The sequence below is a fragment of the Nocardiopsis prasina DSM 43845 genome (assembly GCF_000341265.1).
Classification (GTDB): domain Bacteria; phylum Actinomycetota; class Actinomycetes; order Streptosporangiales; family Streptosporangiaceae; genus Nocardiopsis; species Nocardiopsis prasina.
This window is the reverse complement of sequence record NZ_ANAE01000162.1, coordinates 88553-110596: the sequence shown is the minus strand read 5'-3', so window position 1 is coordinate 110596 and position 22044 is coordinate 88553. Positions and strand designations below refer to the sequence as shown.

Sequence of the window (22044 nt, the reverse complement as noted above, 5' to 3'; positions counted from 1 at the left end):
CGAAGGACTCCGGTGTGGGCCGCACCTCCAGGGTGCGGCCCATGCTCACCAGCCGCGCGGCCATCCTCGCGCTGGTCGTGTGCGTGATCGCGCTGAGCCTGGCCTATCCACTGCGCGAGTACGTCATGCAGCAGTCGGAGATCGCGCAGCTCAAGGAGGAGCGCGCCCGCATGGAGGAGAACGTCGCCCACCTCCAGGAGCGCGAGGAGGCCCTGGGCGACGAGGGCTACGTGGAGCGCGAGGCCCGCGCCCGGCTCCACTACCAGTACCCCGAGGAGACCGCCTACATCGTCATCAGGCCCGGTTCCGAGGCCGAGGCCGAGGCGGGCCCGGCCGAGCCCACCGAACCGTGGTTCACCGAGTTGTGGCGCTCCGTGGAGGAGGCCGACAGCCCGGAGCCCGACGCCGGTCTCTAGGTCCTGCGGACCCGGCCCGGGCGGGTACGGCGGCAACTATGCTGGGCTGGTCATGACTTCCGCAGATCAGCCCGTTCCGGGGCACACCGACGGCGGTCCCGCGTCCGAACGGGACCTCGCCGCCATCGAACTCCAGTTGGGCCGCCAGCCGCGGGGGGTCCGTGCCGTAGCGCACCGGTGCCCGTGCGGCCTCCCCGACGTGGTGAAGACCGCTCCCCGCCTGGAAGACGGCACCCCCTTCCCGACGTTGTACTACCTGACATGCCCGCGAGCCGCCTCGGCGATCGGCCGTCTCGAGAACGACGGCCGTATGCGTCGGATGCAGGAGCGCCTGGGCGAGGAGCCCGAGCTCCAGGAGGCCTACACCCGGGCCCACGAGTCCTACCTGGAGGAGCGCGCCGAGCAGGCGCGCACTGACGGGATGGAGCCGTTGCCCGAGGGGATGCAGAGCACCGGGGGCATGCCGACGAGGGTCAAGTGCCTGCACGCGCTGGTCGGCCACGAGCTGGCGGCGCCGGGCACCAACCCGTTCGGGGCGGAGGCCCTGGCCGAGCTTCCGGACTGGTGGGCCAAGGGCCCGTGTGTGTGCGTGGACGAGAACGCCCCCGAGGGCGCTGAAGGGACGGACGCTTCATGAGCGGTGTCGCGGCGATCGACTGCGGAACCAACTCGATCAGGCTGCTGATCGCCGACGTGGTCTTCCTGGGAGACGACGAGGTCCAGGTGGTCGACGTCGACCGCCGGATGGAGATCGTGCGTCTGGGCCAGGGGGTCGACGAGACCGGGGCGTTCGCGCCCGAGGCCCTGGAGCGGACCTTCGAGGCGCTGCGCGGCTACGCGGAGACCATCGAGGCGCACGGGATCGAGCTGGGCCCGGACGCGGTGCGCATGGTCGCCACCAGCGCGACCCGGGACGCCAGCAACCGCCAGGAGTTCGTGGACGGCGTCCGCGCGATCCTGGGCGTGGAGCCGGAGGTGGTGACCGGTCTGGACGAGGCCGAGCTGTCCTTCGTGGGCGCCACGGCCGAGCTGGAGGCGCAGGCCGCCGAGGGTGAGGTCAACGCTGACTTCACGCCGCCGTTCCTGGTCGTCGACATCGGCGGGGGATCCACGGAGTTCGTGCTGGGCGGTCTGGACGACGACGAGGACCTCGTACGCGCGGCCCTGTCCGTGGACATCGGCTGCGTGCGCATGACCGAGCGCCACCTGCGCGACGACCCGCCCACCAGGGAGCAGATCGAGGCGGCCACGGCCGACATCGACGCCGCCCTGGACGAGGTCGAGAAGGTCGTCCCGCTGCGGGAGGCCGGTTCGGTGGTGTGCGTGGCCGGGACCGCGACCACGGTCGCCGGGATCGCGATGGACCTGCCCGAGTACGACTCGGAGCTGATCCACCACTCGCGCGTCTCGGCCGAGGACCTGGAGCGGATCACGGGTGAGCTGTTGGTCTCGCGGCACGCGGAGCGTGCGGAGATCGGCGTGATGCACCCGGGTCGCGTGGACGTGATCGCGGCGGGCTCCCTGGTGCTGTCCCGCGTGCTGGCTCGGACCGGCGCGGACCACTTCACCACGAGTGAGCACGACATCCTCGACGGTGTCGCGTGGAGTCTTATCGTCCCTGAGTAAAAACCAGGGCAAACTAGTACTGAATAGGGCATAACCTCCTCGAAAGGGACCTTCGGGTGAACCGGAGGGGCCTTTCGAGGGGGGTCCAGCAGGGCCCTCGGGTGAGACGCGTCACCCGGAAGACCCTTGTGAATGCATTCACAACCCATCTGACCTGCACAAACATCCTCGCCTCGCACGTGGGGATGGTGGGAAGGTGGGCGGATGTGAACCTTCTCTGCGGGGAGGGGCTTGTGAAAGAATGCACAAGCAACCTTCCAGAGAGTCGGGAGCAAGAACCACGGCTCCACGGACCCCGGTGCGGGGAACCGGGAACGTGACAGCCTTCGCGGCCCTTGAGGCAAGGGCGCCAAAGATTAACCGTTAGGGCGGAAATGCGATGACCGAGAGCAGGAACTACCGGCTGGTGCACGGTGGCGGGGACGAGGCGGAGATCCCGCACATCCTCATCGTCGGCGGCGGTTACCTCGGGATGTACACCGCGAGGCGACTGGAGAAGAAGCTCGGATCCGGTGAAGCCCGCATCACCGTCATCGACCCGAACTCCTACATGACCTACCAGCCGTTCCTGCCCGAGACGGCCGCGGGCAACATCTCCCCGCGCAACGTCGTGGTCCCGCTGCGGAAGGTCTTCGACCGGGTCCGCGTGCTGGGCGGCCGCGTCGTGCGCATCGACCACGCCGACAACACGGTCCGCTACGAGCCCAACGTCGGTGAGCCCGAGACGCTCCACTACGACTACCTCGTGATGGCGGCCGGAGCGGTCTCGCGCACCCTGCCCATCCCCGGCCTGGCCGAGTGGGGCATCGGGATCAAGACCGTCGAAGAGGCGGCCTACCTGCGCAACCACGTGCTCAACCAGCTCACCATCGCCGACTCCACCGACGACGAGGCCGTGCGCGCCAAGGCGCTCAACTTCGTGTTCGTCGGCGGCGGGTTCGCCGGCGCCGAGGCCATCGCCGAGCTGGAGGACATGGTCCGCGACGCGGTCCGCCTCCACCCCTCGATCGACCTCTCCGAGGTGAACTTCTACCTCATCGAGGCCGCGGACAAGATCCTGCCCGAGGTCGGCCCGGAGGTCGGCGGCAAGGCGCTCAACCAGCTCCGCCGCCGCGGCATCGACGTCCGCCTCAAGACCTTCCTCGAGTCCGCCGCGGACCAGCGCATCAAGCTCAGCGACGGCGCCGAGTTCGACGCGGGCACCCTGGTGTGGACGGCGGGCGTCAAGCCCAGCCCGGTCGTTTCCGCGAGCGACCTCCCGCTGGGCCCCAAGGGGCACGTCGACACCAGCGAGTACCTCACCGTCAACGGCACGGACAACGTCTTCGCTGGTGGCGACAACGCCCAGGTCCCCGACGGCAACGGCGGCTACTACCCGCCCAACGCCCAGAACGCGGTCCGCCAGGCGCCGGTGCTCGCCGACAACGTCATCGCGACCCTGCGCAACGGTGAGCTCAAGGCCTACCGGCACAAGAACCTCGGCGCGGTCGCCGGGCTCGGACTGCACAAGGGCGCGGCCCAGCTGTTCGGCAAGATCAAGCTCAACGGCCGCCTGGCCTGGTACGCGCACCGCTCGTACCACCTGCTCGCGGTGCCGACCTTCAACCGCAAGCTGCGGGTCCTCTCCGACTGGACGCTCGCCTTCTTCCTGCGCCGCGACTTCGCCGCGCTGCCGGAGATGTCCGAGCCGCGCCAGGCCTTCGAAGAGGCCAGCCAGCCGCAGGTCGAGGACGGCCGCCTGCGCCGCGTGAGCTGATCCCACGCGACGCCTTCGGCGCCAACACGAACGAAACGACCGGCTTTCTCGCGAAGCCGGTCGTTTCGTGTCCCCATCCGGCCAAGCGGAACCAAAGTGGGCAATCGGCCCGGCCGGTATGATGGGCCACGCCCTCGTAGCCCAATGGAAGAGGCAGGCCCCCTAAAAGGGTCACAAGTGTCGGTTCGAGTCCGACCGGGGGTACTTTGTTTGCTTTGGGCCTCCGCTTCGCTTCGGCCCGTGTTCGGTGCCTTTGCAGAGGAACCTTCGGCGTCTTCGGTGTGATGGCTCGTTCCTCGCGATCCCACCTGCGCCACCTCCAGAACCCTCTCCGGCACCCTCGTCTTCTTTGGGCCTCCGCTTCGCTTTGGCCCGTGTTCGGGGCCTTTGCAGAGGGATTTGGGTTCAAGGCGACACAGCATCCCCGTCTACGCCTGGCTCGTTCCTCGCTGGCGGCTTGACTCGTCTTGCAGAACCCTCTCCGGCACCGAACGAAAGCACCCCCCTTGTGGCTGGGGTGTACGGGCGGGTCTCACGCCTGTGGCTGAGGTGTCTGGTCCGTGCTCCGCCGGTGGCTGAGGTCCTGATGGGAACTGCCCCCGTGGCCCGGATGCCTGGTTCGCACTCCGCCAAGCTGAGGTGCCTGGTCAGGTCTCACGCCTGTGGCCTGGATACCTGGTCCGCGTTGCACCGTGGTTGAGGTGAGCGGTCGGGATCCGCCAGTGGCTGAGGGGGTGGGCGTGGGCACTCGGGTGGGGGTCAGCCCTGTTCCATGAGGAGCTGGAGCTGGGTGAACAGGCGCTCTCCCGGGTCGGAGAGGTCGATCCCGCTCACCGAGGCGGCGCGGCGCACGCGGTAGCGGAGCGTGTTGGGGTGGATGTGCAGCCGTTCGGCGGCCGCCCGGGCGTCACCGAAGGCCTCCAGATAGGCCAGCAGGGAGTGCACGAGGTCGGCGCCGCCCGCCTGGTCGTACTCGATCAGCCGGCTCACCCGGGGGTCGCGCAGCGACGGGTCCGCGCGCAGGTGCGCCAGGGTCTCGCTGATCAGCACCCGGGAGCGCACGTCGGAGATGGTGGCCACCTCCCAGTCGGTGCCGCCGTCCAGGTCGCGGCCCATCGCGTCCAGCACCCGGTCGGCCTCCGCGCGGGACTCGGGGACGTCGCGCAGCCGCTCCACGAGTGAACCCACGGCCGCCTGCACACGCAGTCCCAGCGCCGCCCGCGCGGCGGCCACGGTCTTGCGGGTCAGGGCCAGCACCGACTGCTCCACCCCGCGCCAGCCGTCGCCGCCCGGTGTGCGGGCCAGGTCGGGCAGCAGCACGTACACGCGGCCGTCGAGCTCGGTCACCAGGGAACTGCGGCGGTAGGCGGCCGTGTGCACGGACACCAGGTCGATTAGTTGGCGGCGGCGCAGCTCCCGCACGGGCCGGTCCGGGCGCTCACCGTCCACTCCCTCGGGTTCGGCCTCGCCCGAGGCGGGATGGCTGAGGGAGAAGGCCGCCACCAGAGCGGCCCGCTCGGTGTGCACCTCGACGGTGTCCGCGAGGGCGCTCGCGTCGATCCGCCCCTCCAACAGGCTGGACAGCAGGTCCTCGCGCAGCCGCAGCCCGGCGCTGGTCTGGGTGCGCTGCCGGATCATCTGGAGCGCGGTCGTGCGGGCCGCTCCGAGCAGTGCCTCCTCGGCGTGCTGGGACAGCGGCTGCGAACCCTCCTGCACCCAGATGGCGCCCAGGGGCTGGCGCCCGGCGTGGATGCCGACCGCCAGACGCCGGCGGATGCCCAGATCGGGGTGCTCCTCGATCCGGACCACCTCCTCGCCCGCGCGCAGCTTCGTGAACACGCCCCACTCCCGCAGCAGCGCCAGGTAGGACTCCGGTCCCTGGCGGCCGAGCACGGACAGGCGGCGCAGTTCGTCCACCTCGGCTCCGCTGGAGTAGGCGAGCACGCGGCTGGCGGAGTCCTCGATGCTCACCAGCCCGCCGGTGAGCTGGGCGATGGTCTGCGCCATGGAGAACAGGTCCCCGGTGGCCTCACCCAGGTCCTCCGAGGTGTTCAGCCGGGCGTCGTCCACGATGCTCTGGCACACCGACTGGAGCTGGTCCCAGCGCACCTCGGGCCGGACCGCGAGGAGCGCCACGCCGCTCTCCTGCGCTTCGGCGCGCAGCGTCCTCAGCTCGTCGGCGCCGGAGCGGGAACGGCCCCGGGTGTCGCCGGAGGGCGGGATGGTCTCCTCTGCGGGGGCGTACCCTCCGGCCTTGACCGCGACCGCCGTGGCGCCCTGCGCCGCCAGGGCCCGGACCAGACGGCGGGCGGCCCCGCCGCGCACGCCGATCAGTAGGACCAGGTCCCCTTCGCGGGCCTCCACGCGGTCCTCGGGGTCGATGATCACGACGTTGTCCACCTGGACATCCAGCCCGTCCGGTGCGGCGGCGACGTCCAGGATCGGGTCGCCGAGGGCCAGGAGAAGCCTGCGCAGGGGCAGGCCCGCCCCCTCTTCACTCTGTGGTACTGAATGACCAGGCATGACGTGGTTCCTCACCGGTCGGGTCCGGTGACCGACACTACTGGAGGGGCGGGGGAGTGGCGTCGGCTCTCGTTCGGCCACAAGTGCCTGGGTTTGTCCTGGTGAACAAATAAGGCTGGCAAAGAGTGGCCCGTCCCACAAGGTCCGCGCGGGGCGGTTCTGCGACTGTTGAATCAGTCAACCCTGCTCATTCAGGGACATTCTTTCCAGGGAGGTGCCCATGGACGCCGTGACCAACGTCCCGCAGCCGGTGAACGAGCCCGTTCTCACCTACGCGCCCGGGAGCGCCGAGCGTGCCGAGCTCGTCGCCAAGCTCGAGGAGCTCGGTCGCGAGAGCATCGACCTGCCGATGCGCATCAACGGCGAGAGCCGCATGGGTGGCGGCGACCCGATCGACGCCGTCCAGCCGCACAACCACGCGTCCGTCCTGGGCACCATGCGCAACGCCACCCACCAGGACGCCCGCGACGCCATCGCCGCCGCGAAGGCCGCCGCCCCCGCCTGGCGCGCCATGTCCTTCGACGACCGCGCCGCGATCATCCTCCGTGCCGCCGAGCTGCTCGCCGGCCCCTGGCGCGCCACGATCAACGCCGCCACCATGCTCGGCCAGTCGAAGACCGTCCAGCAGGCGGAGATCGACGCGGCCTGTGAGCTCATCGACTTCTGGCGCTTCAACGTCTCCTACGCCCGCCAGCTCATGGAGCAGCAGCCCCTGAGCGTGCGCGGCGTGTGGAACCGCATGGAGCAGCGTCCGCTGGAGGGGTTCGTCTACGCGATCACCCCCTTCAACTTCACCGCCATCGCGGGCAACCTCCCCACCGCCCCCGCCCTCATGGGCAACGTGGTCGTGTGGAAGCCGTCCCCGACCCAGCAGTTCGCCGCCGAGCTCACCATGCGCCTCCTGGAGGAGGCCGGCATGCCCCCCGGCGTCATCAACATGGTCACCGGTGACGGCCTGGCCGTCTCGGACATCGCGCTCAACGACCCCGAGCTGGCCGGTGTGCACTTCACCGGTTCCACGAAGACCTTCCAGCACCTGTGGAAGAGCGTCGGCGAGAACATCTCCAACTACCGCTCCTACCCGCGCATCGTGGGCGAGACCGGTGGCAAGGACTTCATCGTCGCCCACCCCTCCGCCGACCCGGAGATCCTGCGCACCGCCATCGTGCGCGGCGCCTTCGAGTACCAGGGCCAGAAGTGCTCCGCCGCTTCGCGCGCCTTCGTCGCCCGCTCCGTGTGGGAGAGGATGCGCGACGACCTGGTCGCCGAGACCGAGGCCCTCACCATGGGCGACGTCACCGACCTGTCGAACTTCGTCGGCGCCGTCATCGACCGCCGCTCCTTCGACAAGCTGGCCAAGGTCCTGGAGGACGCCAAGTCCGACCCGACCCTGGAGATCATCGCGGGCGGCACCGCCGACGACTCGGTGGGCTACTTCGTGCGCCCCACCATCATCGAGGGCACCGACCCCACCAACGACGTGTTCCGCACGGAGTACTTCGGCCCGGTGATCGCCGTCCACGTCTACGAGGACGACAGGTTCGAGGACGTCCTCAAGATCGTGGACGAGGGTTCCGCCTACGCGCTGACCGGCGCCATCCTGGCCAACGACCGCAGCGCGGTGGCCAAGGCGACCGAGGTCCTGCGCTTCGCGGCGGGCAACTTCTACATCAACGACCGCCCGACCGGCTCCATCGTCGGTCAGCAGCCCTTCGGCGGCGGTCGCGCCTCCGGCACCAACGACAAGGCCGGTTCCGCCCAGAACCTGTCCCGCTGGGCCAGCCCGCGCGCCATCAAGGAGACGTTCGTCGCGCCGACGGTCTCCTCCTACCCCCACCAGGGGTAGTCACCCGGCGGCGCGCCCACTCCCGTCCGAGTCGGGGCCGCCGCCACCCACGGGGCCCGCTCCTTTCCGAGCGGGCCCCGGCCCCCCGAGGAACCCATCGCGCGGACGGCACACCGCCCGCGCGCAACGCCCGCGCCAGCCCCATCGGCTCGCGCACGTCTCTTCGAGGTCACCATGCTTCGTAAGCCCCTGCTGCTCGCCGCCAGGTCCGCGACCTGCCGCAAGATCGTCGAGCGCACTCCCATGACCCGGGCCATGGTCACGCGCTTCGTCGCGGGCTCCACCCAGGAGGAGGCCCTTCCGGCCGTCCGCGAGCTGGCCAAGGACCGCTACATCACCCTGGACTTCCTCGGTGAGGACACCACGGACCTGTCCCAGGCCACCGCCACCGTGACCGCCTACCAGGACCTGCTCGGGGCCCTCGGCGAGGCCGGGCTGGGCGACCGCGCCGAGGTCTCGGTCAAGCTGTCGGCCGTCGGCCAGTTCCTGAACCAGGACGGCGAGAAGATCGCGCTGGAGAACGCGCGCCTGATCGCCGAGGCCGCCCAGGCGATCGGCACCACGGTGACCCTCGACATGGAGGACCACACCACCACCGACTCCACGCTGGGCATCCTGCGCGAGCTGCGCGAGGACTTCCCGTTCGTGGGCGCGGTGCTCCAGGCCTACCTGCACCGCACCGAGGCCGACTGCCGCGACCTCAGCGGCGCCGGTTCCCGTGTGCGCCTGTGCAAGGGCGCCTACGACGAGCCCGAGTCGGTGGCCTTCCGCGACAAGCACGAGGTCGACAGGGCCTACGTGCGGGCGCTGAAGGTCCTCATGGAGGGCGACGGCTACCCGATGGTCGCCTCGCACGACCCGCGCATGGTCGCCATCGCCGGTGAGCTGGCCGCCGCCAACGGCCGCGGCGCGGACGACTACGAGTACCAGATGCTCTACGGCATCCGGGACGGCGAGCAGGTCCGCCTGGCCGCCGAGGGCAAGCGCATGCGCGTCTACGTCCCCTACGGCGACGAGTGGTACGGCTACTACATGCGCCGCCTGGCCGAGCGTCCGGCCAACATGCTCTTCCTGGCGCGGTCCCTGGTGACCCGCAACTAGGAGAGCGGTCGTCGCCCCGGCGACGGCGAACGGGCCCGTGCCGGTGCGATCCGGTGCGGGCCCGTTTCGCAACGGTGACCTTGGCGCCGGAACCCCCGGGCCGGGCCGTACGTTACTTTGTGGGCAGCAATCCACGCGTGAAAGGCCATTACTAGACATGCGGATGCGGAGTTCCAACCCCGTCCTCAAGCGGGCGCTTCAGCAGCAGTCCGGACCCCAGCAGGGGTACGGGCAGCCCGGCTACGGTCAGCAGGGCTACGGGCAGCAGGGTTACGGACAGGCGTACCCGCAGCCCTACGGCCAGCAGGGATACCCCCAGCAGGGCTACCCGCAGCAGGGCTACCCCCAGCAGGCTCAGGCCGAGCAGCCGATGACCATCGACGACGTCGTCGTGCGCACCGGCATGACCCTGGGCGCCGTCGCGATCTTCGGCGTCATCAACTACTTCCTCTTCTTCTCGGGCAACCCGGGCCTGGCCATGGGCCTGATGTTCCTGGGCATGATCGGCGGGCTCATCCTGGGCCTGGTGATCGCGTTCAAGCAGATCACCAACCCGGTCGCGATCCTGTCGTACGCGGCCCTGGAGGGCCTGCTCGTCGGTGGTCTGTCGGCCGTGCTCGGCAACATGCTGTCGATGCAGATGGGCGACCCCTCGGCGGGCACCTCGCTGGTCTCCCAGGCCGTGATCGGTACCGTCGCGGTCTTCGGTGTGATGCTCGCGCTGTACAAGTTCCGCATCATCAAGGTGACCGACGGCTTCGTCAAGGCCGTCTCCTACGCCGTGCTCGGTGCCGCCGCGCTGACGCTGGTCAACTTCGTGCTCAGCTTCTTCATCGCTGGCGGCATGGGTCTGCGTGAGCCCACCTGGCTGGGCCTCGGCGTCGGCATCGTGTTCGTCGTCCTGGCCGCGCTCACCCTCGCCATCGAGTTCCGCGGCATCGAGGAGGGCGTCAACGCCGGCATCCCGAACAAGTTCGCCTGGCAGTTCGCCTTCGGCCTGACCGTCTCCGTGGTCTGGCTGTACATCGAGATCCTGCGTCTGCTCTGGCTCATCAAGACGATGTTCGCGGACTAGCGCTCCGCGTGACGAGGGGCCGTCGCCCGGGTTCTTCCCGGGGGCGGCCCCTCCGCCGTTTCGGTCAGGAGGACTTCGGGCGGGGCGACGGGATGGAGCGGTTCCGGCGGCGGCGGTCGTACTCGGTGACGATCGCGTGCGCGTAACCGTGGGTGAGGTCGTACTCGTCCGCGAGCCAGCGCGACCGGTCGGTGGGGCGCAGGAGGCCCGGTCCCTGGTCGAGCGAGTCGAACCACTCGTGGAGTCCTCGGCCGGTGACGACCGGGATACGTTCGATGAGCTTTGCGTGGATCTCCGGCGAGTGGGTCACCGTCATAGGCACCTCCGCAGTGCGTTGAACGTGTGGCACTTACCTGCGACCCTGCATCAGGATCGCGGCGGGGACAAGACCCGGGCACCAGCTTTTACCTTGGCGAAGTGGGAACGTTTGCCTGCGGGACGCCCGTAGTCGAACCCGGGGCGCCAAGGGCTCCGGAGACACAGAAAGGGCCCCGAACCGGTGTCCGGAGCCCCTTCCGAGTGCTAGCTGAGGCGCTCGAAGACGGCGGCCATGCCCTGGCCGCCACCCACGCACATGGTCTCCAGGCCGAAGGTCCTGTCGTGGAACTGGAGGCCGTTGATCAGCGTGCCGGTGATGCGGGCGCCGGTGCTGCCGAACGGGTGGCCCACGGCGATGCCGCCGCCGTTGACGTTCAGCTGGGAGTCGATGTCGATGCCCAGCTGGTCGGCGGAGGGCAGCACCTGGGCGGCGAAGGCCTCGTTGATCTCGGCGAGGTCGATGTCGCCGATGGCCATGTTGGCGCGGGCCAGGGCCTGCTTGGAGGCCTCGACCGGGCCCAGGCCCATGATCTCGGGGCTGAGGCCGGTCACACCGGTGGAGACGATGCGGGCCAGCGGGGTGATGCCCAGCTGCTTGGCCTTGGTGTCGCTCATGATGACGAGTGCGGAGGCGCCGTCGTTGAGCGGGCAGGCGTTGCCCGCGGTGACGGTGCCGTCGGGGCGGAAGACCGGCTTGAGCTGCGAGACCTTCTCGTAGGTGGTGCCGCGGCGGATGCCGTCGTCGGTGCTCACCACGGTGCCGTCCGGCAGGGTCACCGGGGTGATCTCCCGCTCCCAGAAGCCGTTGTCGAGCGACTTCTCGGCGAGGTTCTGCGACCGGACGGCGAACTCGTCCTGGCGCTGGCGGGAGACGCCGGTGATCTCGGCGACGTTCTCGGCGGTCTGGCCCATCTCGATGTAGGCGTCGGGCAGGAGGCCGTCCTCGCGCGGGTCGGTCCAGGTGCCCTGGCCGCCCTCCTTGCGCCTCTCGGTGCGCGCCTTGGCGTCGGCGAAGACCGGGTTCTCGTTCTGCGGGTTGTCGCTGCTGCCGTTGACGAAGCGGCTCACGGTCTCCACACCCGCCGAGACGAACACGTCGCCCTCGCCCGCCCTGATGGCGTGGTAGGCCATCCGGGTGGTCTGGAGGGAGGAGGAGCAGTAGCGGGTGACGGTGGTGCCCGGGACGGTGTCCAGGCCCAGCTGCACGGCGACGATACGGGCCAGGTTGAAGCCCTGGTCGCCGCCGGGGAGGCCGCAGCCGAGCATGAGGTCGTCAATGCTCTTCGGGTCGAGTTCGGGGACCTTGGCCAGGGCGGCGCCGACGATCTGGGTGGTCAGGTCGTCCGGACGCAGATCCTTGAGGGAGCCCTTGAAGGCTCGGCCGATCGGGGAGCGCGCGGTGGCGACGATGACTGCTTCGGGCATGTTCTCGTCCTTGTTCGGGGCACGGCGGGTCTTGTTACTCACCAGTTAACCCGTCCGGCGCTCCGCCGCGCCACCCGGGGTCGGCCTTGGCGCGTCCGCCTCGGCGGGCGGTTCGGGGGGTGTCGGGCGGGCCCCTCCCCGGAGACGGAAGGGGCCCCGCACAAGGGCGCTCCAACGGCCCTGGGTACCGCTCGGCTCCTGGTCGGCGGCGCGCGACACCTCCGTGCCGGGGGTCTGCGCGGCCACCACGGCGGCGCGGTCCAAGGGCAGCACACCTTCGGTGCGCGCCGCCTCGTCGAGCTCCGGGAGCAGCCCCAGGGCCGCGCAGGCGGAGGGCAGGACGACGAACGCCGCCTCGGCGTAGCCGCGCGCCGACGGATGGAACCGGTCCGGTCCGAACATGGACAGGGGATCGGAGCGGAAGTCGTCCGCGAGGACGTCGCTCAACGAGACCGTGCGCCCGCCCGCCTCCGTCACCGCGATGGTCTGGGCGGCCGCCAGCTGCCGTGACGCCCGGCGGGCCACCGAGCGGAGAGGCCAGCCGATGGGACGGACGGTGCCGAGGTCGGGGCAGGTGGCCACCACCACGGGGGTGCCCAGCCCGACCAGTTCGGCGGTGACCTCGCGCAGCGCCGCCACGGCGTCGTTGGGGCGGACCCGGCGGATGACGTCGTTGGCGCCCACGAAGACCACCGCGATGTCGTAGCGCTTCTCGGGGAGTGCCGCCTCAGCCCGCTCCACCTGGGATGCGAGGTCGGCCGAGGTGGCGCCGGGGCTGGCCGTGCAGCGCAGCCACACCGGGCGGTCGACGGCTGCGGAGATGCCCGCCGCGAGGTGGGCCCCCGGTGTCTGCCGGGACTCGGTGACCGCGAACCCGGCCGCCGTGGAGTCGCCGAGCATCAGCAGGCGCAGCGCCGGGCCCTCGCCCTCGCCGTAGGTGCCGTTGGCCCTCGGCCGGTCCCATTTCGTGTGGCCGATCGCGTTCTGGGCGAGCCGGGCCTGGAGGTAGAGCAGGGCGACGGTGCCGCCGCCCACCAGCGTGAGACCGCCCCCGCCGAACGCGGTGGCGGCGGCGATGCGTCGGGCTCGCGCGGCTCGCAGCATCGGTACCCCCCGAAGCGTCCGACCAGCAGGTTATCCAGTCCGACGTTACCGGCGGGGCCCCTCGGGGTCACGCACCCCGAGGGCACACAATCAGTGCCCGGCGGTCAGCGAAGTCGGTCGTTCCGGTACGGGGTACCGGCCCACTGGTCCGAACCGGTCCGCACCGCTCCTGGTCGCCTTGATCCAGGTGAGCGGCGCGAGACCGGTGAAATCGGCTTAGAGTCTGGATGTGGGAGCCGGACCGGTCCCACCTGCCCCGGGCGTCACCGGGGAAACACACGGGCGGGCCGAAGACCCGGTCGCCACGATGCGAAGGAGCGAAGTTGCGGGTACACGACTCACTGATCGACCTGGTCGGAGACACCCCCCTGGTCCGTCTTCGGAAGGTCACCGAGGGGTTGGCCCCGACGATCCTGGCCAAGGTCGAGTACTTCAACCCGGGCGGGTCGGTCAAGGACCGCATCGCGCTGCGCATGGTCGAGGCCGCCGAGAAGAGCGGAGAGCTCAAACCGGGCGGCACGATCGTGGAGCCCACCTCCGGTAACACCGGTATCGGCCTGGCCCTCGTGGCGCAGGAGAAGGGCTACCGCTGCGTCTTCGTCTGCCCCGACAAGGTCGGCCCGGACAAGCTGTCGGTGCTGCGCGCCTACGGGGCCGAGGTCGTGGTGTGCCCGACCACCGTCGCGCCCGAGCACCCCGAGTCCTACTACTCGGTCTCCGACCGCCTGGCCGCCGAGATCCCCGGTGCCTGGAAGCCCAACCAGTACGAGAACGAGAACAACCCGGAGTCCCACTACCACTCCACCGGGCCGGAGATCTGGGACCAGACCGAGGGCCGGATCACGCACTTCGTGGCGGGCATCGGCACCGGCGGCACCATCAGCGGCACCGGCCGGTACCTCAAGGAGGCCTCGAAGGGCGCCGTCCAGGTCGTCGGCGCCGACCCCGAGGGCTCCGTGTACTCCGGTGGCAGCGGCCGTCCGTACCTGGTCGAGGGCGTGGGCGAGGACATCTGGCCCGGCACCTACGACACGGCGATCTGCGACGAGATCGTGCCGATCAGCGACAAGGACTCCTTCCTGATGACCCGCCGCCTGGCCAAGGAGGAGGGCCTGCTGGTGGGCGGCTCCTGCGGTCTGGCGGTCGAGGCGGCCCTGCGCGTGGCCAAGGACGCCGGTCCGGACGACGTCATCGTGGTGCTGCTGCCCGACGGCGGCCGCGGCTACCTCGGCAAGATCTTCAACGACGAGTGGATGGCCGACTACGGCTTCCTGTCCGCAGAGACCGAGGAAGCCACCGCCGGCCAGGTGCTCGCGGACAAGGAGGGCGAGATGCCCGACTTCGTGCACAGCCACCCCGACGAGACGGTCGGTACCGCCGTGGCGATCATGCGCGAGTACGGCGTCTCCCAGCTCCCGGTGATGAAGGAGGAGCCGCCGGTCATGGCGGCCGAGGTGGTCGGCTCCATCGCCGAGCGCGACCTCCTGGACGCCCTGTTCGACGGCCGCGCCGAGCTGGACGACCTGGTCGAGACGCACATGGGCAAGCCGCTGTCCACGGTGGGCACGGGGACGCCGGTCAGCGACTGCGTCCGCCTGCTGCGCACCTCCGGTGCGCTGGTGGTGCTCCGCGACGGCAAGCCGGTGGGCATCCTCACCCGCCAGGACCTGCTGGCCCACCTGTCCGGCTGATCCCCGTTCCCCGGGGACCGAACGACATTCGGGCCCCGGGGTTCACCTTCCGGACACGGTGCCGCATACTCGGACACTGCTAATGTTCGCGTCAGTACGTACTGGCCGGTAATAAGTAGGTGCACCCGTGTCGCGGCTCCTCAACTGGATCATCCGCTCCGCCTGGTCGTACGCGCGGAGCCACGGAGAGATCCGAGCCGACTCCAGGGCGGCCCGCAGGTTCGCGCGCTTCGGCGTCGGTTCGGCGATCGCCTTCCCCACGGCCACTCTCTACGGTGAGCCGTGGATCGAGATCGGCGTGCACACCGTCCTCGGCGGGGACATGACCCTCGCGGCCGGGATGGGCCCCGACTACGACCTCGGTGAGGGCTCCGTCGTGCGTATCGGTTCCGGCTGCGCCATCGGGCGGGGGTCGCACATCGTCGCGCACCGCTCGGTGGACATCGGCGACCACGTGTACACCGGGCCCTACGTCTACATCACGGACCAGAACCACGCCTACGCCAACACCGACATCCCGGTGGGCCTCCAGTGGCCCGTGGACGACCCGGTGAGCATCGGGGACGGGAGCTGGTTGGGCGCCAACAGCGTGATCCTGCCCGGGGTGCACCTGGGGAGGAACTCCGTTGTGGCGGCCGGGACCGTCGTGCGGCCGGGCCGGTACCCGGACCACGCGGTGATCGCGGGCATCCCCGGCAAGGTCGTGCGCTCGTACGACGAGCAGCTCGGCTGGGACCCGCCCCTGCGCGAGACCGGGACCCCCACCCGGGTCCCCACCCCGGTCACCGGGCTGCCCCCCGAGGCGCCCACAGAGCCTCCCGAGCCGGGTTCCCCGACCCGCTTCCCCCCGGCCTGACCGAGGCCTCGCGGGGCGGGCCCCCGTGCCGTCCCGCGCCGCCTGATCATGGCGACCGAAGCCCCGGAACCCTCCAAGTGAGGGCGCCGCGTGTCCGGGATCGGCCCCGGGCGTCGCATACGTCCGGGGGCCGTCGCGGCGGGCCGCCCCGGGGGTGGTCCGTACGGCGACGCGGACGCACGGACCGTGGTGACCACATCCTGAGATATGCCTGTTGACAAAGGGTTCCAGGCCGTTCCGGGGCACTAGGCTGGACCCATGAAGTTCGACGGTTTTGAAACGCTGGCCATCCACGCGGGGCAGGAGCCGGACGCCGGTACCGGCGCCGTGGTTGTGCCGATCTACCAGACGAGTACCTACGCCCAGGACGGCGTTGGCGGGATGCGACAGGGGTACGAGTACTCCCGCACCAAGAACCCCACGCGCACCGCGTTGGAGGAGTGCCTGGCGGCCCTGGAGTCCGGGGCCCGCGGCCTCGCCTTCGCCTCCGGCATGGCGGCCGAGGACACCCTGCTGCGCGCGGTCCTCTCCCCGGGCGACCACGTCCTCATCCCCGGTGACGCCTACGGCGGCACGTTCCGGCTCATCTCCAAGGTGGTCGAGCGCTGGGGCGTCAGCTGGGACGCCGTCGACCAGACCGACGTGGAGGCGGTCCGCGCCGCCATGCGCCCCAACACCAAGGTGGTGTGGACGGAGACGCCCACCAACCCGCTGCTGGGCATCACCGACATCGAGTCGGTCGCGCAGGTCGCCCACGACGCCGGCGCGCTGCACGTCGTGGACAACACCTTCGCCTCTCCCTACCTCCAGCGCCCCCTCACCCTGGGCGCCGACGTGGTCGTGCACTCCACGACCAAGTACATCGGCGGGCACTCCGACGTCGTCGGCGGCGCCCTGGTCGTGGCCGACGCCGAGCTGGGCGAGCGGCTGGCGTTCCACCAGAACACCATGGGCGCCATTCCGGGCCCGTTCGACTCCTGGCTGACGCTGCGCGGGGTCAAGACTCTGGGCGTGCGGATGGACCGCCACAGCGAGAACGCCGAGCGCGTGGTGGCGGCCCTGGAGGGCCATCCCGCGGTGCGCAGGGTCTACTACCCGGGCCTGGACAGCCACCCGGGGCACAAGATCGCCGAGCGGCAGATGCGTTCGTTCGGTGGCATGGTCTCCTTCTCCCTGCGTGACGGGGAGCAGGCCGCCCTGGATCTGTGCGAGCGGACCAGGGTGTTCACCCTGGGGGAGTCGCTGGGCGGGGTGGAGTCCCTGATCGAGCACCCGGGGCGGATGACGCACGCGTCCACCGCGGGTTCCGCGCTGGAGGTCCCGGCCGACCTGGTCCGGATCTCCGTGGGCATCGAGTCCGGTGACGACCTCGTCGCGGACCTGACGCAGGCCCTCGAGGGCTGATACGGCGGCTTGGGGTGCCCGCGCCGAGCCGCGCGGGTCCCCCGGCCGTGTGCCGGGCCCGCCGCGGCCCCTGGTTCGGTGGTGCTCCTCGGACGTGTGTCCGGGTCAGACAGCGGTGGGGGTACGGCCGCGGTCCGGAAGTTCGCCCCGGTCGTCCCGGAAGCGCAGGCCGACGACGGCCCGGCTGGAGCGGGAGAGGGCGCTGTCGTTGCCGTTCCGGCGCAGGGAACGGTAGGTGCGGTTGCGGTCCGCGCGGCGGATGCCGATGGAGACCGCGAGGAGGAATCCCGTGGCGAGTCCCAACAGGAGGAGTCCGGCGAGGATGAGGATGACGAAGGCGATCTGCTGCATGGGGAAGTGGTCCTCTGTGTGGTGGGTGGTCAGATCCTGAGCGGCCCCCTGGTGAGCCGGGGGAGGGTACTGCCGGGATTCATCGGCGGTCGCTTCCTGTGGCGGTATGGGGCGGGTGGTCCTGGAGGGGTCTGCGCATTACGGGGGTCTCCGTCTCGGGCCGGGGGTGCCCTGTACTGAGGGTCACCTTCCTCTAGGATGGGTTCATGTAAACCAGGTAAACCTGTTCGGCTGGTGTAGCACTTAGCTTGTTGGTACAAGCTGTGATGTTGGTCTTTTACCCCTCCTAGGGCGGACTTATGCGGGCAGAGAGCAGATATCGACAGATCGCCCGTGTCCTACGGCGGGAGATCCAGGAGAGGAGCCTGCCCCTGGGCGGGCAGCTCCCCTCGGAGAAGCAGCTGGAGGAGCGCTTCGAGGCCTCCCGCAACACGATCCGCCTCGCCCTGGGCATGCTGCGCAACCAGGGCCTCATCGTGAGCAGACCCGGGCGCGGTCACTTCGTCCAGGACGTGGTCCCCGAGATCTTCTACGCCACCCGCAAGGCGGGCGGCCCCGACGGGCTCAACGAGTTCAACATGAGCGGCCTCACCCTGGAGGAACTCCAGCTGCTCAGCGCCACCCCCGACATCGCCAGCCGACTCCGCGTTCCGGAGGGCGAGATGACGGTGGTCCGGCGCATGCACCGGTTCTCCGGGGAGCGCTCCGGATCGATCAGCTCCGCCTACTACCCGGTCGACCTGGTCCAGGGCACCTCACTGATGCTCCCCGAGAACGTCGAGAGCGCCCTGACCGTCCTCCTCGAGCAAGGGCACCGTCAGGTCGGCTACGTGGACGAGCTGGAGACCCGCATGCCCACCCCGCAGGAGGCGACCGAGCTCGAACTCCCGCCGGGGGTCCCGGTCCTCGACGTCCACCGCACCGACTACTCCGACGACCGCCCCCTCCGGCTGGTGCACACCGTCCACGCGGGGCACAGCATCCGCTACCAGTTCGAGCACGGCAACCTCCAGGCCTACCACCGGGACTGATCCAGCCAATGAGCGCGACGAAGAAGACCGTGGTCGCTGACTACCTCCGCGAGGCCCTGTCCAGGGGCGACTACCGCCCGGGCGACCGGCTGCCCGGCGAGGAGGAACTCGCCGAAGAACTCGACGTCTCCCGTGCCACCGCCCGGCTGGGGATGCGCATCCTCCAGGACGAGGGCCGCGTCTCCATCCGGGTCGGTCGGGGCGCCTTCGTCGCCGACCACCACCCGGTCATGCACAAGGCCACCCCCGACGCCTCGGACGATCCCTCCCGGTTCGACCTCGGCTACCACGAACGGCTGCGGCAGGCCGGGTACAGCAACATCGACGAGAAGGTGAAGGTCAGTCTGGACACCATGCGCCCCAAGGTGGCCAAGCGGCTGATCGACGCCGTCGACGGCAGGGCGGCCAGCGGCGGACTGGTCGTGATCCGCTCCTCGGAGCACTACGTGGACGGCGGCCTGTGGCAGTCCCACGTCACCTACTTCCCGTTCGGGATCGCCAACAACACCCCGCTCATGTCCCCCGAGTACCTGGAGAACGGCATCGGCACCGTCATGCGCGACCTCGGGTTCCACGAGGACTGGAACTGGGACGTCGTGGGTGCCCGCATGCCCTCCCAGGACGAGGCGGACGCCTTCGGCCTGGGCCCCGGCCTCCCCCTGCTGGTGCAGGAGCGGGTGACCTACGAGGGCCAGCGCCCGCTGCGCTACACCGAGACGCTCATGCCCGCCAACCGCCACCAGCTCCTCTACGCGGGCGGCGACGCCCCCGAGAACCTGCCGGTGATGGACTCCGACGTCAACGTCTTCGACCACTGACCCCGGCTCAGGGACCGGGCCGCCGCCGCAGGTACCGGTCGATCACCGACGGCCCCAGAGCCTCGGCGTCGCTGCTCACCACGCCCACGCCACGGCGGCGTTCGAGCAGCGCCCGGAACTCCCGCAGCCGGGGGTCGTCGGCGAGCAGGAAGAACGTCACCCCGGCGCCCTCGTGCAGCACGGAGTCGAGTTCGGCCGCGGTGACCTCCACCGTGCGCGGCGCGGGCGGCCAGGCGAACCGGGCGTCCCCGTCCTCCTCCAGGTGCGCGGTGGGCTCGCCGTCGGTGACCACCAGGACCAGCGGCCGCAGACCCCGGTGACGGCGCAGGTGCCGCCGGGCCAGGTGCAGCGCGTGCTGGAGGTTGGTGCCGGGGACGCGCCGCCAGTCGTGCTCCACCAGGTCGGCGGGGGTCATCTCGCGGGCGCGGTCGCCGAAGCCGATCAGCAGGACCCGGTCCTCGGGGTGCCGGGTGCGCACCAGGGTGTGCAGCGCCAGCGCCGTACGGGTGGCGGCCTCGTGCAGCCCCCGCGTGACCATCGAGTGGGACAGGTCCACCAGTAGGCACACGGCGGCGGCCCCCGCGGGTTCCGTCTCCGTGTACCGGACGTCCTCCGCCCGCAGCGCCGCTCCGGAACCACCGGCGGCGGCCCGGCGCAGCATGGCCTCGCGCAGGGTCGCGACGGCGTCCAGGGTCCGGTCCAGTCCGTCGTGGGGTACGGCGGCCCCGGTGGGTTCGTCCCCGGCCCCGTCCCCGCCCGGGTGGCCCCCGGGAGCGCCCCGTCGCACCACCTCGATGTCGCCCAGCGCCACCTCCCCGAGTCTGCGCAGCTCACGTGGCGTCAACTCGTGGTCGGCGGCGTCCAGCCGATCCAACGGGCCGTACGCGGCGGGCCCCAGGGCGCCCCGGAGCGCCCCCGTGTCCAGCCCGACCAGCGCGTCGCGGTCGCCGTCGGCGTAGCGGGTCAGCGCCTCCTCGGCGGCGGCGAGCGCCGCTTCCGGCGAGTCCTCGATGCTCGCCGCGCTCCCGGATTCCCCGGAGCGCGCCCCGGCTATCAGCTCCAGCAGGCCCACGGCGGACCGCACCGCTTCCGCGGGGGGCGGATCGGTCTCGGCCAGGGGGTCGGGGCCACCCATGTACTCCCGGTACCGGAACCTCATCAGAAGCGGTAGACACCCCCGTCGGGCACGGTGTCCTTGGACAGCCGCCGTTCCAGGTACAGGCCCTCCAACGCGAACTCCACCACGGCGGCGGCCAACCCCGGGGTGGGCGGTCCGTCCGCCGACTCCGGCGCGGCCCGCTCCATGAGCCCGGACAACCCGGGCACCGTACCCACACGGCGCAGCAGCTCGGCCGCTCCCACGAGGTCGCCGCTCTCCACCGTCCCGCCGCCCGTGAACCGGTCGCTGAGCGGTTCCAGGTCCGCGTCGCCCAGCCGGGCCCGGAAGGTCTCGGCCACCGCCCGCCGCAACAGTGTCTCCAGGACCGACGCCTCACGCCCCTGGGCCCCGGCCTCGAACTCGACCTTGCCCAGGAGCGGTTCGGCCACCCCCGCCAGGTCGCAGACCCGGGCCACCGGGACCTCCTCGCCGACCAGCGCGGCCCGGCGCAGCGCCGAGGCGGCCAGGGTCTCGGCGGCCGCCACGGAGAAGCGCACGGACACCCCCGACCCGTGGTCCACCCGGTTGGAGGCGCGCACCAGTCGGGTGAAGCGGGCGACCGCCTCCAGCAGGTGCGACGGGACGGTCGTGCCCGGGGGCAGGTCCGCCTCCTGCCGGATCAGTGCCAGCTCGTCGTCGAGTCCGGGTGGATAGTGCGTGCGCACCTGCGCGCCGAACCGGTCCTTGAGCGGGGTGACGATCCGCCCCCGGCTCGTGTAGTCGTCCGGGTTGGCGCTGGCCACCAGGAGCAGGTCCAGGGGGAGGCGCAGGGTGTACCCGCGCACCTGGAGGTCGCGTTCCTCCAGCACGTTGAACAGGGCCACCTGGGCGCGCGCGGGGAGGTCGGGGAGTTCGTTCACGCAGAACACGCCCCGGTTGGCGCGCGGCAGCAGACCGTAGTGGATCGTCTCGGGGTCGCCGAGGGAGCGCCCCTCGGCCAGCCGCGCCGGGTCCACGTCACCGATCAGCTCCGTGGTGCCGGTGTCGGGTGTGGCCAGCTTCTCCCCGTAGCGGAGGCCGCGGTGGCGCCAGGCCACCGGCAGGTCGTCGCCCTCGGCCGCGCTCCGGCGCAGGCAGGCGGGGCAGACGGGGGCGTAGGGGTGGTCGTTGACCGGGCAGCCCTCCACCACGGGGCTCCACTCGTCGAGGAGACCGGCCACCGTGCGGATCAACCGGGTCTTGCCCTGGCCGCGCTCGCCCAGCAGGACGATGTCGTGCCCGGCGATCAGGGCCCGTTCCAGCTGGGGCAGCACGGTGTCGTCGAACCCGTGCACCCCGGGGAAGCGGGGGCGGCCCGAGGCCATCCGGGCCAGCAGGTTCTCGCGCACCTCCGCCGTGGTGGTGCGGTGGACGTGGCCGGACTCGCGCAGCGCGGCGCGGGTGCGCGGGAGCCCGCTGGGGGCATGTGCGGCATGGGTCACAAGGGGAGTGTAGGGCGTGCCTGACGGGTGCCGCCCGCCCACGGGGAAGGGGATTCGTCGGACACGCGCCGGGGCGGAGGCGTTTGAGGGGCCATCAGGAGGAAAGCTCCTGTTGGGAGTCTG

At 70.9% G+C, this 22044-nt stretch carries 19 protein-coding genes and 1 tRNA gene; 13 read left to right on the top strand and 7 right to left on the bottom strand.

The features are described from left to right. Positions 1 to 41 precede the first annotated feature (41 nt). From D452_RS0119790 to D452_RS0119770, 5 genes are all read left to right on the top strand, one after another. Positions 42 to 416, top strand: a complete 375-nt coding sequence (locus D452_RS0119790; protein WP_017545881.1) for an FtsB family cell division protein — start codon at positions 42 to 44, stop codon at positions 414 to 416. Positions 417 to 468: 52 nt separating this feature from the next. Then, complete coding sequence (locus D452_RS0119785) at positions 469 to 1053, top strand: DUF501 domain-containing protein (RefSeq protein WP_017545880.1); 585 nt, start codon at positions 469 to 471, stop codon at positions 1051 to 1053. Then, the gene (locus D452_RS0119780; protein ID WP_017545879.1) at positions 1050 to 2042 is read left to right on the top strand and encodes a Ppx/GppA phosphatase family protein; all 993 of its coding nucleotides are present in this window, start codon (positions 1050 to 1052) and stop codon (positions 2040 to 2042) included. Before D452_RS0119785 ends, D452_RS0119780 begins: the two co-directional genes overlap by 4 nt. Before the next feature lie 379 nt (positions 2043 to 2421). Continuing rightward, positions 2422 to 3798, top strand: coding sequence for an NAD(P)/FAD-dependent oxidoreductase (locus D452_RS0119775; RefSeq protein ID WP_017545878.1), 1377 nt, complete (start codon positions 2422 to 2424; stop codon positions 3796 to 3798). A 130-nt stretch (positions 3799 to 3928) separates the two neighbouring features. Continuing rightward, positions 3929 to 4002, top strand: a tRNA-Leu gene (locus D452_RS0119770). Positions 4003 to 4557: 555 nt separating this feature from the next. Here D452_RS0119770 and D452_RS0119765 read toward each other — a convergent pair. Then, positions 4558 to 6321 (bottom strand): helix-turn-helix domain-containing protein, encoded by a 1764-nt coding sequence (locus tag D452_RS0119765; RefSeq protein ID WP_017545877.1) that lies wholly within the window; start codon positions 6319 to 6321, stop codon positions 4558 to 4560. Between the two features lie 220 nt (positions 6322 to 6541). Between D452_RS0119765 and pruA the strand changes: the two genes are divergently transcribed. From pruA to D452_RS0119750, 3 genes are all read left to right on the top strand, one after another. Next, positions 6542 to 8167: an L-glutamate gamma-semialdehyde dehydrogenase gene (gene pruA / locus D452_RS0119760; protein ID WP_017545876.1), complete on the top strand. Its 1626-nt coding sequence runs from the start codon at positions 6542 to 6544 to the stop codon at positions 8165 to 8167. Between the two features lie 174 nt (positions 8168 to 8341). Next, a complete protein-coding gene (locus D452_RS0119755) occupies positions 8342 to 9268 on the top strand; it encodes a proline dehydrogenase family protein (RefSeq protein WP_017545875.1) in 927 nt (308 codons plus the stop codon). Positions 9269 to 9425: 157 nt separating this feature from the next. Beyond that, positions 9426 to 10343 (top strand): Bax inhibitor-1/YccA family protein, encoded by a 918-nt coding sequence (locus D452_RS0119750; RefSeq protein WP_017545874.1) that lies wholly within the window; start codon positions 9426 to 9428, stop codon positions 10341 to 10343. A gap of 64 nt (positions 10344 to 10407) precedes the next feature. Here the strand turns inward: D452_RS0119750 and D452_RS0119745 are convergent, their stop codons facing one another. The 3 genes from D452_RS0119745 to D452_RS0119735 all read right to left on the bottom strand — a co-directional run bounded on the left by D452_RS0119745 (position 10408) and on the right by D452_RS0119735 (position 13190). Next, positions 10408 to 10659, bottom strand: a complete 252-nt coding sequence (locus tag D452_RS0119745; protein ID WP_017545873.1) for a DUF4287 domain-containing protein — start codon at positions 10657 to 10659, stop codon at positions 10408 to 10410. 206 nt (positions 10660 to 10865) lie between these two features. After that, positions 10866 to 12086, bottom strand: a complete 1221-nt coding sequence (locus D452_RS0119740) for an acetyl-CoA C-acetyltransferase (RefSeq protein WP_026129487.1) — start codon at positions 12084 to 12086, stop codon at positions 10866 to 10868. Between the two features lie 45 nt (positions 12087 to 12131). After that, positions 12132 to 13190, bottom strand: a complete 1059-nt coding sequence (locus D452_RS0119735; RefSeq protein WP_017545871.1) for an SGNH/GDSL hydrolase family protein — start codon at positions 13188 to 13190, stop codon at positions 12132 to 12134. A gap of 323 nt (positions 13191 to 13513) precedes the next feature. On the opposite strand from D452_RS0119735, the gene D452_RS0119730 reads away from it, so the two are divergent. The 3 genes from D452_RS0119730 to D452_RS0119720 all read left to right on the top strand — a co-directional run bounded on the left by D452_RS0119730 (position 13514) and on the right by D452_RS0119720 (position 17141). Then, a complete protein-coding gene (locus tag D452_RS0119730) occupies positions 13514 to 14881 on the top strand; it encodes a cystathionine beta-synthase (protein ID WP_017545870.1) in 1368 nt (455 codons plus the stop codon). A 127-nt stretch (positions 14882 to 15008) separates the two neighbouring features. After that, positions 15009 to 15737: an acyltransferase gene (locus tag D452_RS0119725; protein ID WP_017545869.1), complete on the top strand. Its 729-nt coding sequence runs from the start codon at positions 15009 to 15011 to the stop codon at positions 15735 to 15737. 258 nt (positions 15738 to 15995) lie between these two features. Continuing rightward, positions 15996 to 17141, top strand: a complete 1146-nt coding sequence (locus D452_RS0119720; RefSeq protein ID WP_017545868.1) for a cystathionine gamma-synthase — start codon at positions 15996 to 15998, stop codon at positions 17139 to 17141. Positions 17142 to 17246: 105 nt separating this feature from the next. On the opposite strand, the gene D452_RS0119715 is transcribed toward D452_RS0119720, so the two are convergent. Then, positions 17247 to 17492, bottom strand: a complete 246-nt coding sequence (locus tag D452_RS0119715; RefSeq protein ID WP_017545867.1) for a hypothetical protein — start codon at positions 17490 to 17492, stop codon at positions 17247 to 17249. A gap of 299 nt (positions 17493 to 17791) precedes the next feature. On the opposite strand from D452_RS0119715, the gene D452_RS0119710 reads away from it, so the two are divergent. Next, positions 17792 to 18523, top strand: a complete 732-nt coding sequence (locus D452_RS0119710; RefSeq protein ID WP_017545866.1) for a GntR family transcriptional regulator — start codon at positions 17792 to 17794, stop codon at positions 18521 to 18523. Positions 18524 to 18531: 8 nt separating this feature from the next. Continuing rightward, positions 18532 to 19341: a GntR family transcriptional regulator gene (locus D452_RS0119705; protein ID WP_017545865.1), complete on the top strand. Its 810-nt coding sequence runs from the start codon at positions 18532 to 18534 to the stop codon at positions 19339 to 19341. Positions 19342 to 19348: 7 nt separating this feature from the next. Here D452_RS0119705 and D452_RS0119700 read toward each other — a convergent pair whose 3' ends face one another. Both D452_RS0119700 and D452_RS0119695 read right to left on the bottom strand, forming a co-directional pair. Further along, positions 19349 to 20500: a VWA domain-containing protein gene (locus tag D452_RS0119700; RefSeq protein ID WP_017545864.1), complete on the bottom strand. Its 1152-nt coding sequence runs from the start codon at positions 20498 to 20500 to the stop codon at positions 19349 to 19351. Then, a complete protein-coding gene (locus D452_RS0119695) occupies positions 20500 to 21921 on the bottom strand; it encodes a sigma 54-interacting transcriptional regulator (RefSeq protein WP_017545863.1) in 1422 nt (473 codons plus the stop codon). Before D452_RS0119695 ends, D452_RS0119700 begins: the two co-directional genes overlap by 1 nt. Between the last annotated feature and the right edge of the window lie 123 nt (positions 21922 to 22044).